12 protein-coding genes are annotated in these 14493 nt (G+C 43.7%); 4 read left to right on the forward strand and 8 right to left on the reverse strand.

Annotation, left to right across the window (positions count from 1 at the left end; genetic code table 11):
- Positions 1-32: 32 nt before the first annotated feature.
- Positions 33-2687: a response regulator gene (locus tag ACFQ21_RS18805; RefSeq protein ID WP_377581069.1), complete on the forward strand. Its 2655-nt coding sequence runs from the start codon at positions 33-35 to the stop codon at positions 2685-2687.
- 36 nt (positions 2688-2723) lie between these two features.
- Here ACFQ21_RS18805 and ACFQ21_RS18810 read toward each other — a convergent pair whose 3' ends face one another.
- The 7 genes from ACFQ21_RS18810 to ACFQ21_RS18840 all read right to left on the reverse strand — a co-directional run bounded on the left by ACFQ21_RS18810 (position 2724) and on the right by ACFQ21_RS18840 (position 10671).
- Positions 2724-3116: a response regulator gene (locus tag ACFQ21_RS18810; RefSeq protein ID WP_377581072.1), complete on the reverse strand. Its 393-nt coding sequence runs from the start codon at positions 3114-3116 to the stop codon at positions 2724-2726.
- 929 nt (positions 3117-4045) lie between these two features.
- Positions 4046-4810 (reverse strand): phosphatase PAP2 family protein, encoded by a 765-nt coding sequence (locus tag ACFQ21_RS18815; RefSeq protein ID WP_377581075.1) that lies wholly within the window; start codon positions 4808-4810, stop codon positions 4046-4048.
- Positions 4811-5029: 219 nt separating this feature from the next.
- Positions 5030-5854: a phosphatase PAP2 family protein gene (locus ACFQ21_RS18820; protein WP_377581078.1), complete on the reverse strand. Its 825-nt coding sequence runs from the start codon at positions 5852-5854 to the stop codon at positions 5030-5032.
- A gap of 34 nt (positions 5855-5888) precedes the next feature.
- Positions 5889-7826, reverse strand: a complete 1938-nt coding sequence (locus ACFQ21_RS18825; protein WP_377581081.1) for an LTA synthase family protein — start codon at positions 7824-7826, stop codon at positions 5889-5891.
- A 57-nt stretch (positions 7827-7883) separates the two neighbouring features.
- Entirely contained in the window at positions 7884-9152 is a 1269-nt protein-coding gene (locus ACFQ21_RS18830; RefSeq protein WP_377581083.1) for a sensor histidine kinase, read from the reverse strand.
- A complete protein-coding gene (locus tag ACFQ21_RS18835) occupies positions 9149-9823 on the reverse strand; it encodes a response regulator transcription factor (RefSeq protein ID WP_377581085.1) in 675 nt (224 codons plus the stop codon). Before ACFQ21_RS18835 ends, ACFQ21_RS18830 begins: the two co-directional genes overlap by 4 nt.
- A 116-nt stretch (positions 9824-9939) precedes the next feature.
- The gene (locus ACFQ21_RS18840; RefSeq protein WP_377581087.1) at positions 9940-10671 is read right to left on the reverse strand and encodes an EcsC family protein; all 732 of its coding nucleotides are present in this window, start codon (positions 10669-10671) and stop codon (positions 9940-9942) included.
- A 408-nt stretch (positions 10672-11079) separates the two neighbouring features.
- Between ACFQ21_RS18840 and ACFQ21_RS18845 the strand changes: the two genes are divergently transcribed.
- Positions 11080-11937, forward strand: a complete 858-nt coding sequence (locus tag ACFQ21_RS18845; protein WP_377581089.1) for an oxidoreductase — start codon at positions 11080-11082, stop codon at positions 11935-11937.
- Between the two features lie 115 nt (positions 11938-12052).
- Here the strand turns inward: ACFQ21_RS18845 and ACFQ21_RS18850 are convergent, their stop codons facing one another.
- Positions 12053-12739 (reverse strand): NAD-dependent epimerase/dehydratase family protein, encoded by a 687-nt coding sequence (locus tag ACFQ21_RS18850; RefSeq protein ID WP_377581092.1) that lies wholly within the window; start codon positions 12737-12739, stop codon positions 12053-12055.
- A gap of 226 nt (positions 12740-12965) precedes the next feature.
- On the opposite strand from ACFQ21_RS18850, the gene ACFQ21_RS18855 reads away from it, so the two are divergent.
- Together ACFQ21_RS18855 and ACFQ21_RS18860 are read left to right on the forward strand one after the other, a co-directional pair.
- Positions 12966-13268, forward strand: coding sequence for an ArsR/SmtB family transcription factor (locus ACFQ21_RS18855; RefSeq protein ID WP_377581094.1), 303 nt, complete (start codon positions 12966-12968; stop codon positions 13266-13268).
- Between the two features lie 137 nt (positions 13269-13405).
- Positions 13406-14485: an efflux RND transporter periplasmic adaptor subunit gene (locus tag ACFQ21_RS18860; RefSeq protein WP_377581097.1), complete on the forward strand. Its 1080-nt coding sequence runs from the start codon at positions 13406-13408 to the stop codon at positions 14483-14485.
- The last annotated feature ends 8 nt before the right edge of the window (positions 14486-14493 follow it).

A 14493-nucleotide genomic window follows, 5' to 3' on the forward strand; every position in this document is an offset into this window, starting at 1 on the left:
AAAAAACATTTTTTAATTTATTAAATTTCTTCATGAAAACCACGAGGCGTTCGCTCAAGAGGCGTTACATTTTTTTTATTGGTTCTGTTATACTAACGATTATAGTATCGCAGGCTATTGTACAATATGCTTTGCAACGCCAGAATGAAGATGCGCAGCTTATTAATGAAGCCGGCCGGCAGCGTATGTTAAGCCAACGAATATCTAAACTTATACTATACCTGAATGATGACCTGATTGAAACAGACACCATACGAGGTACACGACTGGATACATTAACGAAGCTGATCAATACGTGGCAGGTAATGCACGATCGACTCATCCTGCAGAACCAGCAAAATGATAAAAGTAAAATAATTGAATTGCTGCTCAATAAAAATACACCACATGTTACCAGTATAGTAGCAGCGGCACGAAATATACTGCGTGCGCCAGGCGCGGAGTCTGTGAATGCAGCTGTAGCGGAAATATCAAAACATGAATTGCCGTTTTTGCTGCTGATGGAACGAACAGTTAACCAGTATCAGCGTGAAGCCGAACAAAAACTCAATTACTTTAAAAAGATAGAACTGGCATTATCAGCGCTGGCCATTGCTATACTCGTGGCGGAGTTTATGTATATATTCCTGCCGGTGCTCAAGAGTTTACGCATCAAGAATAAAAAATTATCCAAACTTAACCGGCAACTGGTGCTGTCCAATAATGAACTTGTGGCATCGGAAGAGGAGATCCGCGTTAACCTCGAGCAGATCAGTGCGCTGCGCGAAAGCCTGGAGATACGCGAGCGTCAATATCGTGAACTTGTGGAGAACGCCAGTGATATGATCTATGAGCTGGGACAAGATGGTAAATTTACTTTTGTGAATGCCGTGATGGAAGTACACAGCGGATATAGTAAAGATGAGTTGATGGGTAAACCGTATTGGGAACTTGTACATGAAGATGATCGGGCCGATACAATACAATTTTACCGCGACCAGCTTAAAGAATGCCGGGAGGTTAGTTACCGCGAATTCAGAATGCATGGTAAAACTGACGATCTGTGGGTGGGACAAAATGTACGAATGTTCTTCGAGGGTAAATATGCGCATAAGGTAAGTGTTGTGGCACGTGATATTACCATACGCAGACAGGCTGAACGTGCCTTGCAGGAAGCGAAAGAAAAAGCTGAGAATGCCACGCGGATAAAAAGTGATTTTCTGAGTATGATTAGCCACGAGATACGAACGCCTATGAACGCGATTATCGGTCTCACTAATCTTTTACTGGAAGATAAACTTACTGTCAAGCAGCAGGAGAATCTGAAGCTGTTGAAATTCTCCGGGGAGAATCTGCTCACCATCATCAATGATATATTGGATTTCAGCAAGATTGAAGCGAATAAAATCGAAATTGAGAAGGTTGATTTTGATCTGAAAGAAATCATTCAGCGCACAGTCAGTATGATGGAGCATCGCGTGTCGGGCAAGAATGTAAAAGTGCAGGCGTTCTTTGATGGTACATTGCCGCAATACCTCAAGGGCGATCCGGTTCGTATCGTGCAGATCATCACCAACCTGATGGGGAATGCTGTGAAGTTTACAGAGGAAGGAGAAGTGAGGTTAGTGGTGGAGGCATTGAAACGTGAAGGTAAACTGGTAACGTTTCGATGTACTGTAATGGACACCGGTATAGGTATACCTGCGGATAAGATCAATACTATATTTGACAGCTTCTCGCAGGCCGGTAATAACATTACCCGCGAGTATGGCGGAACCGGATTAGGACTTACTATTACCCGAAGATTAATTAACCTGATGGGAAGTGATATAGCTGTGGACAGTATACCGGGCGAAGGATCGAGTTTCTTTTTTACGCTTACACTGGAAGAGGGACAGAAACCCTCAGAAGGTACTACCTCCAATGACCTCGCGACTATATTGAGACAGCGCTCGATACGGGTGCTGCTGGTAGAAGATAACCGAGTGAATCAAATGGTAGCCGTGAATTTTCTTCAGAATTGGGGTATCCATACCGTTGTGGCGAGCAACGGAAGAGAGGCCGTGGAGTTGATCAAGGAAAAACGATATGATCTTGTGTTGATGGATCTGCAGATGCCGGTAATGAACGGCTATGAAGCAACGCGTGCTATACGCTCTATGGACGATCCATATTTTCATACAATACCCATCATTGCGCTCACAGCTTCGGCCATGATTGAAATGCGCGACAAGGTATTAACCACGGGTATGTCGGACTATATGAGCAAACCGTTTCATCCGGGCGATCTGCAGCGCATCATCAGTAAATATGCATTGCAGGAAGATGTGAAGGTTTCAGAAAGTACAATGGCGAGTCAGCTCGATCTGTATACGGAAGGCAATACCGAGTTTAAGTGTGAGCTTATCGGACAGTTCATTCAAAACCTGGAGGAGCTTAAAGTTGTTTTTGAAAAAGCGTTAGCTGCCAGCGATGCAGAAATGTTCCGCGCGGTGGTGCACAAGAGTAAAACAACGGTAAGTGTGATCAGCTATAAACCCCTGTCGGATATACTGGGAGCTGTGAAAGACCAGATGAAATCAACGATCGAAACGGATGCTATATTTCCGGACGAACTTCATATTGGCTTTTACAAGGCCTGCGATGAAGCCATTCTCATGCTACAGGAAGAATTACGGAAAGCACGTGCAACTACCAAGTCGGTATAGTTTACAGATAAGTATATATAGGCTGCCAATTGTAAATCAGTTTATGAAATCTTCAAATGCCGAACGCAAGTTGGTTTCCGTAACGGGTTTGGTAAGAAACGCAGTTATACCCATTTCTTTGGCTTTGCGTACATCGTTCGGATTCTGAGATGAACTGACGATAACGATGCGCATGGAATCTTTATTCGGGATATTAAGCCTCTTAAAGGCTTCGATAAAGCTGAATCCATCCATAATCGGCATGTTCAGATCGAGCAGAATTACATCGGGTAGCGAGAGGGCTCCCTGAAAATAATCGTTGAGCAAATTAATTGCTTCTTCACCATTCAAAGCAGTATGCACTTCATTAACAATACCCATGCGTTGAAGTGTTTTCTTGCTGATCAGGTTGCACACCTGGTCATCATCAACTAACAAAACTTTTTTCATGGCCTTTGTGGTTAGAGACTAAAATACAACACAAGCAGATGTAAATACTTTTTTAAGCGGAGTAATTAAAGATAACGAATTGTGCAGAAAGACGGGAACGTATGTAATATTATTTGAACAACGCGCTGCCGGAAAAGCACGCTTTTTTTATGAATGTTTCAACATTATTATGTTTGCAACGGTAGGCCTATGGGAAACAGTGGCGAGCTTTTGAGAAGAAAAAGAAAGCTGCTGGCTTCTGGCTACAAGAGTTGATGGTGGGGTGACGTTGCTGCTTTTGGTTAAGTACATCTTGGAAATAGCTGCAAGCTTTGAGTTATGAGCTGCGAGAAAAGGAAGACTGCCGGCTACTGGCGGCAGGACTTGGTCAGAGGGTGACGTTCGGATTTGTAGATATATACTTTATCAGTTGCGAGCTTTTAGTTTCGAGTTCCGAGACGATTTTAACAGGTAAATATATACCACCAGAAAAATTAGTCTAGCAACTCGTAGCTGTGGGTTGGCAGCTAATTCATCATCGGCTGTAAGCTAGTTTTTAGTTTCGATACGATTTAGTAGGTAAATATATACCATCAGGAAAATCAGCTAGCAACTTGTATCCACTAGTGTCCGGGTAAAGATTTTTTAAAATGTACTTTTACCGGGCAGTCGAAACGTAGACTATGTCAATTCACGAATCAATGAATAACTCATTTTCCTGTGGAAAGAGTATGTTCAGAGATGATACGATAAATATATAGCTGATTTTCCCGTACGGCTGAATTCATTTTATAAGGAATGGCTACAGGCTGCAGGATTTGGTAGGGGTGTTGTGGCGCCAGGGCCTTGGTTAATATATACTTTTCAGCTGAGAGTTCTGAGACGATTTTAGCAGGTAAATATATACCACCAGAAAATCAGCCTGGCAATTGGTGGCTAGAGGCTGGCAGCTAATTCAGCGTGTAGCCAAGATAGATGCCCGGACCGTTGGTATACATCGGTATCACCGTGAGGTCGCTGTTTTTGTTTTTCCACTTGTAGCGGTGGGAGAGGTACGCAAGGTTCGTGGAAAGTATACCGATACCGGCTCCGGCCAGTACATCGGAGATCCAGTGGCGATTGTTGAGTACGCGCATAACGCCTACGGTTGTTGCCATACTATAGGCTCCTACACTATACCATATATTTTGTTCGCCATATTCTTTCGAGAGGAATGTTGCTGTAGCAAACGCCTGTGCCGTGTGGCCGGAAGGGAAGGAGTAATTATTACTGTCGTCAGGGCGCGTAACTTGTGTGAATTGCTTTACTGAAAAAGTCAGTGCCGCCATAATCATTTCAGATTTGATCAGCAGCAAGGTCCGGTTTCTGAAATCATGTTTTCCTTTTACACCCGCGAGGTTAAGACCGTATACTATAGCTACCGGTGCATGCATCAGGTAATTATCAACCGTACTGTGGAAGTTCGGCATGTGTTCATTACGTTCTTCACGAACCTCGTAGCGATTAATTACCGTGTGATCAGCGGTAGCATATATACCCAGCGCAATAAGTGTAACGGGTAATTTTGCTGCGTGAAAGAGCGCGTTTTTGCGTTTTAATTTTTGATCAGCGAGCCCCAGATCAACAGTCTCATGTCGTTTCTGATTGATCTGACCAGTACATACCTGAAAAGAGAAGGATAGACCTATAATCAAGGCCAGGGGTTGATATTTCATACGTTGTTGCTGAATCCTGAACTTATACAACTTCAATTTACGCATCATTTAGTAATTGAAAAAGCGAAAACACAAGCCGAAAAGTACATGTGCCATAACTGTTTAGCACTGTAAATAGTATGTATACCATGTGAAAAATTTTCAAACTGTCTCATCGGCAGTCCTTGCGAGGCAAAGAACAGGCCAGAATCTGTGTTTCCGCCTTCGAAAGCCTGATTTTCAGAAATCCCGATCATATCTTTCAATCCGGGATTGTAGTGTATAGCGCATGTATAACCCCGCGGCACCGTTGCTGTAGGCTGGGCTTATAATCGCATTTCGTTTCTTTTTTGTCCATTTATACTGGTGCGTCAGGTAGGCAACTTCCGTTGCGAGTATACCAATACCCGCACCCGCGAGCACATCCGATACCCAATGCCGGTTGTTTAAAACGCGCATAGCGCCAATTCCGGTGGCAACGGTATAGGCACCGATGGGGTACCAGATGCTTTGATCGCCATACTCTTTCGCCATAAATGTAGCGGCAGCAAAAGCTTCAGCAGTATGCCCGGAAGGGAAGGATGTAGGTTGCCCGGAATCAGGACGTGGCACGGCCGTTATCTTTTTCAGTGAAAACGTAACAGCGCCTACGATCACTTCCGCCTTTACAAGTATAGCAGTCCGATTGGCGAAAGAATTTTTTCCTTTTATACCACAGGCATTCAAACCGTATACAGCTATAATGGGCGCAAACTGCAGGTAGTTGTCAGCGTTGTGATGAAAGAAAGGGACATATTTGTTCCGTTCTTCACGAATCTCTTTTGAGTCAATGATCCGGTTGTCCAATGTGCCAAGTGCGCCCAGCGATATCAGCGTAAGCGGTATATAGGCAGTGCGTTTCCAGTTTGGTCTTTTTGTTTCGGGTGCAACTGCAGTATCCCGATATACTATAGTTTGTTGGTTGAACTGCGCACAGGCTGTCGATATGTATAGCGATAGAATAAAGAAGCAGAATACACCGTGTTTCCTGTTTTGTACTTTTAAATGAGAGAGAAGGTTTTTCATCGAGGTATAGGTACTTTAAAATGTCACTTTATACTTATCGCATAAGCCCGTTGCTGAACGCATAGCTCGCAGATTGATACCACGAGATAGCTTCGCGTGTAAGGGCAGGATCGTTACCTTCCTGTCGCTGCAGGTTTCCGTCAAGACTTACCTGGTAAGTATCCAGCTTTTGTTGTGGCGAGAGCACGATCAGTTTATTGTTCTTTACATACCCAAGACTCTGATACGTGCTGATAAACGCACGCTCGCGGCCGGGCTCCAGACTGTATATATCGTAACCAAAAAATTTGCTGGTATACGAGAAGTTGAGAAGACCCAGTAATGTTGGTCCGAGATCGATCTGACTCATTAACCGATCCATGTGTGCCGGTTGTATGTTGGCTGGGGAGTATATCAGCAAGGGTATATGATATTTATGAATCGGTAATTCCGTTTTACCTGCGCTCGATGCGCAATGATCGGCAATGATTACAAATACAGTGTTGTTAAACCACGACTTGTGCGAGCAGGCACGAATAAATTTACCGATGGCATAGTCGGTATATTTCACGGCACCATCACGACCGGTGCTGGAAGGTATATCAATGCGTCCGTCCGGGTAGGTGAACGGGCGATGGTTGGATGTAGTCATAACATGGGCAAACACAGGTTTACCCGAAGCGATGGTGCGCTCCATTTCCTTTTCAGCGAGTGTAAAAAGATTTTCATCCGCTACACCCCATATATTTTCATAGTCGATCTCTTCATCCTTTAACTGGTTGCGATCCATAACATCGTATTGGTTATGGGCAAAGAAGTAGCCCATGTTATCAAAGTATCCGTAGCCACCGTATATAAATTTACTTTCATAGCCTTTCTCTTCAAATACTTTTCCCAGGGTGAACAGGTGCTCGTTGTGCGGTCTGCGCACGATCGATTGACCGGGTGTAGGCGGTACACATAATGACAGTGCCTCAAGCCCGCGTACGGTGCGGGTGCCGGTAGCATATAATTGTGTGAAAAGTAAACTGTGTGATGCCAGTGAATCCAGGAAAGGCGTTATACCCTTGGTACTACCGAACGTATTCATGAAGCCTGCACTCAGACTTTCAACGGAGATCAGTACGACATTCAATTTCTTCTCCGGACCTGTGTGCTTTACAGTGCGTGTGATATCAAATGGGTTGTCGGATATATAGGCTGTCTCAGTTGTTTTCAGTAATTTCTTTATCTCTTTAAAAGAATCTTCACACTTTATTCTTTTGTAGAACTGATCATAGCTCAACTCATTGTTTCGATACGCAGCGAAGAGTTCATACATACCATTGCCAGCCAGTTCATTGGCGTATGCATTACTGCTGAAGTGATGGAGGCGTGTGGTGATCGTGAAGAAAGAAAGTACCGGCAATGCTATAAATGCTGCTGCGATCAGACTTCTTTTTCCAAAGCCCATGGGCTTGATATCGTCTGTCAGGATGTGATCGGTCGTTCGGTATACGAGCATCGCACACGCCAGGGTTATGCCGGTAATGATCCAGCCGATCGGGTAAGACTCCTGTATATTCCCTAATACTTCGGTAGTATATACGAGGTAATCAACGGCAATGAAATTAAAACGTGTATTGAACTCTTCCCAGAAGAACCATTCAGCAATGCCATTAAATAAGAGAATGTAAATAAGGGTGAAGAACAATCCGTAAAGTGTATACCGATTCCATTTTTTGGTGTATTGACTTTCAGGAACAAGCCACGTATATATCAGGAGTGGTATACTGAAATACGATGCGTTGATGAAGTCATAAAAAAGGCCAATGATAAATATACCGGCTATGGTGGTGAGGGTTATATCGACATCCGGAAACGAGTATAGAAGAAATATAGCGCGGGTAATCATGGAGATGAAAATGACGATTTTCATCAGGAGAATTACGTTACTAAAGCGCCCTTGTTGGACTTGTTTCCAGAAATTTACTTTTGCGAAAGCAGCAGACATGATTTGAGTATATATATCGACTCAAATCAACTATATAATTCTGAATAAATTCTGAAATCAGAACTTCACTGAAAAAATATGCCTGCCATCTCGGTATATATACGTAAGTGTGTATCCGGATAAGTCACATATTTTTTTAACGATGGCGAGTCCGAGGCCCGTGCTTGCTTTGTGATTGCTCTCTTTGTAGAAGCGATCGAATATTCTTTCTCCTCCTTCTTTAAAAGGTTCTCCCGGATTTTCGATGGACAGTATGCCGTTCTCGAGGTATATCCTGATCTGATCATACTGCGCAGTGTGTTGAAATGCATTACGAACCAGGTTGTTGATAAGTATATCCGTTAACGTTTTATTCCCATGAAGTATATAGGGTGATGCCTGAAGTATATTGGTAGCCCCGTTGCCCGTGAGCTCCTGGTAATGGGCAATAGAATCGTGCAGAAGCTGTGTCACATCAATCGCTTCCTTGTCAATAAACTGTTCATTTTCAATTTTAGATAAGAGCAACAAACTCTTGTTGAGTTTCGACAGGCGCTGGTTGGTATTGATCAGGTCTTTTACCAGTGCGGCCTGCTCTTCGGTCAGTGCTTCGTCTTGCATGAGCAAATCGAGTTTGGACTGAAAGATGGCGAGCGGTGTTTGCAATTCGTGTGATGCGTTCTCTATAAATTCTTTTTGCTGTTGAAACACTTCCATGTTCTTATTGGTGAGCGAACGTATGGCTGCATTCAGATCATCAAACTCGGCAATGTTCGAGTCTTCATATTGAAAAGGTTCTTTCTTGTTAAGTTCGTACGCTTTTAGTTTGGACAGTGTTTTATAAAACGGATTCCATATCTTTTTGGACAGCGAGCTGTTGATGAGCAGAAACCCACCGAGCAGGAGTATCATCAGGATGGTTTGTACGATGCTGATCACAATAACCAGCGCTTTACTTTCTACCAGCGAGGTGCGTATCGCAAGTTTATATACTTGGTTGCGCACAACAAAATACGAGGTAACTTCACGATAGGGATTTACTTCACGATCAATGCTGTCGTACACCGCGATGGTTCGGAACGTTTCGCCTTCATAGTAACGATCGGCAGGCTGAATTTCCTGGTCGTACGCAAGCTCATCAAATACACGCAGGTCTACAGCGATGTCCTCCAGGTATTCAAAGTTTTTAATGTGCTCAACAAATTCTTCCTGTTGCCGGTGGAGGCCATTGTCAATTTCTTTTTCAGATATAGCACGAATGGAAAGAAAGGATGCCGGAATGCCGATCAGCACCAATAGCATTGAATAGTATAGAAAACTTTTTAAGCTTACGTTTAGTAACCTCATGCCGTAAATTTATAGCCTAAGCCGTATACTGTTTTAATATAGTCCTGGCTTCCGGCATCGGCCAGTTTTTTCTTCAGATTCTTCATATGTGCATAAATAAAATCGAAGTTGTCCATTACCTCGGCTGCATCACCGGTAAGGTGTTCGGCTATAGCATTCTTGGAGATCACTTTATTTTTATTCGAGATGAGAAAAATCAGCAACTCGTATTCTTTCCGCGTTAGCGCAACAGCTTTGCCAGACACGTGTACTGTAAATGCGTTGGTGTCGATTCTGATCTCGTTGAACTCGAGAATATTGCTGCCGTTAAAATTTCTTCTTCGCACAATAGCCTGTACACGTGCAGTGAGTTCGGCCATATGAAAGGGCTTGGCAAGGTAATCGTCAGCACCCAGGTTGAGTCCACTGATCTTGTCATCGATCGAGTTTTTCGCAGAGACAATAATTACTCCGTTGTTTTTTTTCAGTGCTTTTAATTTCTCCAGTAACTGCAAACCCGTGCCGTCTGGTAAAGAGATGTCGAGCAGGATACAATCGTAATCATGCATGCAGATTTTATCGAGCGCGGCATCGTACGTGTACGCCTGTTCGCAGATAAAAGCTTCGGAGCTTAAAAATTTAGCAATGCTTTGAGAGAGTTCTGTCTCATCTTCAACAATCAGCACTTTCATATACCGCGGATGAACTTCAATAAATATAGCAGCAAACCGACAAACTTCAGTTTCGTCAGGCCTGAAATAGTTTTTGTAAAAGTGTAAGATGATTCTGAATAAATTCTGAAGCGGTATTAGGCCGGCAGTGTTCGCATCCGGTAGGCATTCATGGCATACTGGCCAAGTTTTTCCGTTAGCCGGTGATTAACGTATGCACCCACAACCGCGCCAATGCCCGGCACGAGCTGCAATAATTTGGCGATGTCGATATAGTCGCGGTATTCCTGCTGGAACGAACGCCAGTCGAATTGATGAATGTCTGCCGGTAACAGAATTACGTCTTCCCTCCATTGCTCCAACTGACTATATATCCGGTTACGATGCTGCTGGCTCGAGAATGTTAACTGAAATATATGCAGCAGGTATATACGCTCCTTGTAATCGCGCGTATCAATGCCGTAGGTAGCCGCGATCTCAAATAACATTTTCATTTTTATACCCAGCCATATCGGGAAGTCGGCAAGTCCTAACAGTAAGCCACCGGCACCGGTAATAGCGCCTTCGGCAGTGGCTGTATTCCGATGTGCACGAATAATAGCGCGTACTCTATTTTCACGATCAGCAAGCGTCAGGTCCGGTATGGGATCAGGCGTGGAAAGCCCTGCACCAAAGATGAGCGCACGAGTCATCTGCTTTATGGCTGACGTAATCGCAGTATGTACTTTCTCAGGAATGATACGGTTGATCCGGTTTTGTGTCTGTTTGGACAGTCTGTTCAAAAATGAAGGTTTTCGCTGCATGCGTTTTTGCCAACGCACAAGTTCTTCCTGTGCCTGTTGATTGTAAGAGATGAGCGAGCTGGTCATAGTCATTCCTGTTTATCGTGAAGTATAACTGTGAATATGAAATGTCGTGCCCAGGTAAAGAACGCGATTAACACCGTAATCGTTACGTGGACCGTACGAGCTGTAGACGTACGGCTACACATTTATATATAGGTTGGCAGTATAAGAACCTGTCAAAAATTATCCTGCCGAACGAACGGTTTGTGGAGTATTGCAAAATTCAAACATGGGCGAGCAGTCTTTTACGGTTGTTTGAATTGTACAAGCATTGGTTTGAATGCCGCAATCGCCAGGGGTATAAACCAGTATACTTTTGTATTGTAAACGGAAACGAAAATGCAGACGAGAGCAACACATGGTTTAGTCGCAGAGTATGTATTAACAGATTTCCGGTAACTATTCATTTTAACCCCTTTAAATAATCAACGTATGAAAACCAAAAAAGTATGGTTTGTAACGGGAGCTTCCAAAGGTCTTGGACTCTCGATTGTAAAAAAGTTACTCGAACAAGGCTACCAGGTAGCGGCTACATCACGCAAGCTTGATGACCTGAACAACGCAGTAGGTACGCGCAGCAGTAATTTTCTGCCACTCGCAGTAGATATAGTGTCGGAGGCAAGCGTAGAGAAAGCAATTACCGAAACGATCAGTCATTTCGGTCGCCTCGATGTGGTGGTAAACAATGCCGGCTACGGACAAGTGGGCGCAACCGAAGAACTGAGTGCAGACGAAGTACGCAATAACTTTGAAGTAAATGTATTCGGATTATTGCACGTGGTAAGAAAGGCCATGCCGCATCTGCGCGAGCAACGCTCCGGACATATATTTAATATATCATCAATCGGTGGCTTTACTGGTAATTTTGCAGGATGGGGCATATACTGCGCCACTAAATTTGCAGTGTCTGGTCTCACCGAAGCATTGGCACAGGAAGCAAAAGATTTTGGTATAGATGTAACGGTTGTAGAGCCCGGATATTTCAGAACAAATTTCCTTTCTGCCGGTTCACTCGGTACACCTGCAAATCCTATTGAAGAGTATACAAGTGTACGCGCATCACAAACGCTTCACCAGAATACAGTGGATGGAAACCAGGAGGGAGATCCTGATAAAGCAGCGGATGCTTTGATCGCAGTAGCCAAAGCAGATCGTGCTCCTTTACACTTATTACTCGGTGCAGATGCGTATGCAATGGCCTCTCAAAAACTGGAAGACCTGAAGCGTGAAATGGAACTCTGGAAAGAGACAACGATATCTACCGGGTTTCCGAAAGAAGTTGTGGCTTAGTAAAAAATATTGTGCTATAGCATAATAAAAACATAACAGATTGACACGATATAGGAGAGGACAGGTGTGGAGAAATGTGTCAATCTGTTCAGCTTTCAAAGTATATATAGCGATGCTATCCAAGAGGCTGCGCCAGTATATTGATGTCCTTTACTTCCAGTATTTTTTTACTGTAGCCGTACAGGGCAGCATTGATCATGGCGTAACCTACTTCGTGCAGGGTTGAGGCCGAGTTAGGAAAGAGCGCACGGAGCGGTTTATATAGCCACTGTATATATTTATAGAAGGTGTGGGCATTCTTTAAGCCGGGCGTGGGGTGTATATAGCCCGGACGAAAAGCATATACCTGTTTGAACGGAAGCTTGAAGAGATCATTTTCAGTTTTACCTTTCACGCGGGCCCACATACTTCTTCCTTGCTCACTGCTGTCGGTGCTGGCACCGGAAACGTAGGAGAAGGTCATGTCTGGATTAAGATCGCACAGTACACGGGCAAAATGCAACGTAAGCGTATGCGTAATGCGAAAATAATCTTCCTCCTTCATGCCGATGGAAGATATACCGAGGCAAAAGAAGCAGGCGTTGTAACGTGCAAGTTCAGTTGAGAGTGGTGTTATGTTATAAAAATCCTGGTGAACGATCTCTTTCAGTTTGGGATGTGTAACACCACAAGGTTTCCGGTTGATGACGAGAACCGCTTCAACCTGAGGATGGTGCAGGCATTCATGCAATACACCTTCGCCTACCATACCGGTAACACCGGTGATGATAACACGAAGTCCGGAAGTATCAGAAGTATTCATAGATTATTAATATAGAATTCTAAAATGATAGAAGACAGACCGATGTCAATAAAGTTTTAAATCTCCGAAACAGGAGCAATGCGATTGTCGGATGGCCGGCCGCATATATTTTCGAAAATATTTATAGTTGATCCGAAACTTTTTAAAAAACGCCTATGTAGTAGTATGTACCAGAACGAAAATCGGAGTTTTCCGTTATATCGAATAATTTAAATATATCAATAAGATGACTGACCTGGCTTCCACCACCATGAATGCTAAGAAAGCAGGAAGGATATCCAAAGCGCTTGCTGATCCGAACCGGTTGGTCATTTTAAAGGAGATAAAAAAACGGAACGATTGCCTGTACTGTGTAGAGATCACGGATATTATCGATCTCGCGCAACCTTCTATCTGCCACCACCTTAAACAATTGACCGATAGCGAGATCATTGTAGGAGAGAAGGAAGGACGGAATGTGAAGTATAAACTGAACAATGAAGTGATGGATGAATATATAGCATTCCTCCAATCATTGAAGACTGAGTAATTTTTTTCTGGTTATTAATCGAACAATTTAAATATTTCAATAAATAAGAATGGCTGAATATGAATTTTAACCAAAACCCCATACCGAAAAACGTATCGAAAAACTTAAATATATCAATAAATGTAAACCCCAAGTATATGAAAGTGTTAAACAAACAACGATTACGCACCTTCGCATTATCAGTAACCGGCTCTGCATTGCTGGCAGCTGTTATCGTAGCGTGTTCCTCCAAAGCAGAGGATTTGAAAACAGAATCTAAAAATGCAGTTGTGCTTACCGGTGTACCCGTAGATGGTGTGGTTGTACAGCCCGGTGTTGTACGCGATGAACTGGAAGTTACCGGCACTGTAGTAGCCAACCAGCAAGTAGATATAGCGAGCGAACTTACCCGCAAAGTAGTACGGGTGAATGTAAAAGAAGGAAGCAAAGTAAAGCAGGGTACATTACTGTTCCAGCTCGATGATGCAGACCTGCAGGCTCAACTGGAACGCTACCGCCAACAGGAGAAACTGGCGAAGTTAAATGAGACTCGCCTGAGAGACCTGATCGAAAAAGAAGCTATACCTCAACAGGATTATGATGAAGCTTCTACCAACCTGAATGTACTGCAGGCACAGATCCGCGAACTGGAAGTGACGATCAGTAAAACAAGAATCGTTGCCCCGTTTGATGGACAGATCGGCATGATCAATACACACCCTGGTGCTATTGTATCTGTCAATACGATACTTACCAATATAGAAGATAACAGTGTTGTAAAAGTGGAGTTCTCGGTACCGGAGAAATATACCAATGTGATTCAGCCCGGAAGCGAACAGACTTTTACCATTATCGCTGATCAGAAACAGTATAAAACAAAAGTAACAGCGCGCGGTGCAAGTCTCAGTCAGGATACCCGCACGCTTCTGGTGCGAGGCATTACAGCCAACCCCGATGGTAAACTTTTACCCGGACAAAGCGCAAGACTGAATCTGTCGCTGAATACATCTGCGGGTGCCCTTACCGTTGCATCGCAGGCATTGATACCTTCTACCAACGGTTACTCGGTATTTGTAGCGCGCAACCATAAAGCTGAAGCAGTGCCGGTATCAATAGGACAACGCAGTGCCAGCACGGTAGAAATTACCGAAGGCTTACACCAGGGCGACACCGTTATCGTGAGCAACCTGTTACGTCTTGGTCCTGGTGCACCGGTTCAGTTAGTCTCTGTTAAATGACAGACTAT

The sequence above is a fragment of the Ohtaekwangia kribbensis genome (assembly GCF_042676245.1).
Taxonomy (GTDB): domain Bacteria; phylum Bacteroidota; class Bacteroidia; order Cytophagales; family Cyclobacteriaceae; genus Ohtaekwangia; species Ohtaekwangia kribbensis.